Origin of the sequence: Streptomyces sp. SM1, from assembly GCF_002910825.1 — a bacterium.
Taxonomy (GTDB): Bacteria; Actinomycetota; Actinomycetes; order Streptomycetales; family Streptomycetaceae; genus Streptomyces; species Streptomyces okerensis.
Map to the genome: position 1 here is coordinate 1 of NZ_NEUB01000181.1, position 1558 is coordinate 1558.

General features: G+C 72.0%; 2 protein-coding genes. Both read right to left on the reverse strand.

The window, feature by feature from the left end; all coding sequences use genetic code 11:
* Window positions 1-469, reverse strand: a 469-nt coding sequence (locus tag B9S61_RS04225; protein ID WP_258039538.1) for a ribonuclease H, incomplete at its 3' end; no start/stop codon positions are given.
* A gap of 42 nt (window positions 470-511) precedes the next feature.
* A complete protein-coding gene (locus B9S61_RS04230; protein WP_103540984.1) occupies window positions 512-1306 on the reverse strand; it encodes a VOC family protein in 795 nt (264 codons plus the stop codon).
* Between the last annotated feature and the right edge of the window lie 252 nt (window positions 1307-1558).

Consider the following 1558-nt stretch of genomic DNA (forward strand, 5'->3'; position numbering starts at 1 on the left):
AGTCCAGTGCGCTGCCGGCGTTCTCCTGCACGACGGCCGCCTGGCTCGCCGCGCGGTCGGCGAAGTCGTTGAGCCGGTCGCCGTCGACCTGGTGGGCGGGCACGTAGCGGAACTCCACCGAGCGGTCCCGCAACAGGTCGTCGATGCGTACGACGAGTTCCTGGTTGGCGACCGGTTTGCCGGCCGCCGTGCGCCAGCCGTTGCGCTTCCAGCCGGGCAGCCAGGTGGTGACGGCCTTCATGGCGTACTGCGAGTCCATCCGCACCTCGAGCGGCACGGCGGGGTCGGTCGCCGCCAGCAGCCGCTCCAGGGCGGTGAGTTCGGCGATGTTGTTGGTGGCCGTACCCAGCGCCCCCGCCTCCCAGCGGACCGGCGTCTCCGAGGCGTCGGCGACCACCCAGGCCCAGCCGGCGGGTCCGGGGTTTCCCTTCGAAGCCCCGTCGCACGCGGCCACAACTCGTTCAGGCATGTGCCCGATCATGCCACGCCCGGACGGCCGGCCCGTGCCCGCTCAGTCCACGTCGGTGATCTTCGGCATCTCGCCCGTGGTGGCCGTGACGTCGATCACGGAGAAGTCCGCGCCCTGCGGGTCGCTGATCGCCGCGAACCGTCCGAACGGCGTGTCCATCGGGCCGAACCGCAGGACACCGCCCCGCCGGAGTGCCCGGGACACCGCCTCGTCGCAGTCGGCGACGGTGAAGTAGACGTTGATGTACGGCGGCACCTCGGGCGGGAAGTCGTCCGTCATCCTCATCCGGCCGAGCACACTGCGCTCGCCAAGGTCGTAGATCCGGAAGTCCGTCTCGTCCTCGAGCCGCCCGGAGCGGTAGGAGAAGACGGCGGGGAAGAAGGCGTCGGACTTCTCCGGCTCGCGGGTGAAGACCTCGGCCCAGCAGTACGCGCCCGGTTCGGCCATGACCTCGAAACCCTCGTGGGTGCCGGCCTGCCAGAGGCCGAAGACGACCCCGCCGGGATCACGGGCGAGGCACATGGTGCCCGAATCGCCGACCCGCATCGGCTCCATCAGCAGTTCACCGCCGTGGTCCCGGATCCGGTCGGCGGTCGCGGCGGCGTCCCGGGCCGCGAAGTAGAGACACCACTGGGAGCTGCCCTCCTGGCCGGGCATGGGCGGTACGACGGCCGCCACCGCCCTGCCGCGGGCGTAGGCCTGGGTGTAGTCGCCGAATTCCGGCGACGACTCGCCGAAGGTCCAGCCGAGGACGTCACCGTAGAAGCGCTTGGCTTCCTCGATGTCGTCGAACATCGCGTCGGCCCAGCACGGGGCCCCTTCGGGTGGTACGGGCATGGCCGCGGCCCTCTCCGGACGGGTGGTCGGTCCGACTCCCCACGCTAGCCACCGCCGTCGCGGCCCGCGCGCCGGGCGCCGGGCCGGCGCCCGGCCGATTCCGGTCTTCCCCGCCGGTCCCGCCTGTGCTTCCCTGGGGAACCGTTTGCCGGGCCGGGGAGTGGCCGTCGTATGCGCAAGCCGTGGATCGTCTCCGCGGTGCTCGCTGTCACGCTGCTCGCCGCGTGTACCGACCCGTCGTCCGGGCCGGTG

Excerpts from the sequence above, each read along its gene's own strand:
- B9S61_RS04230 (WP_103540984.1), bottom strand. The coding sequence starts at position 1,306 with ATGCCCGTACCACCCGAAGGGGCCCCGTGCTGGGCCGACGCGATGTTC.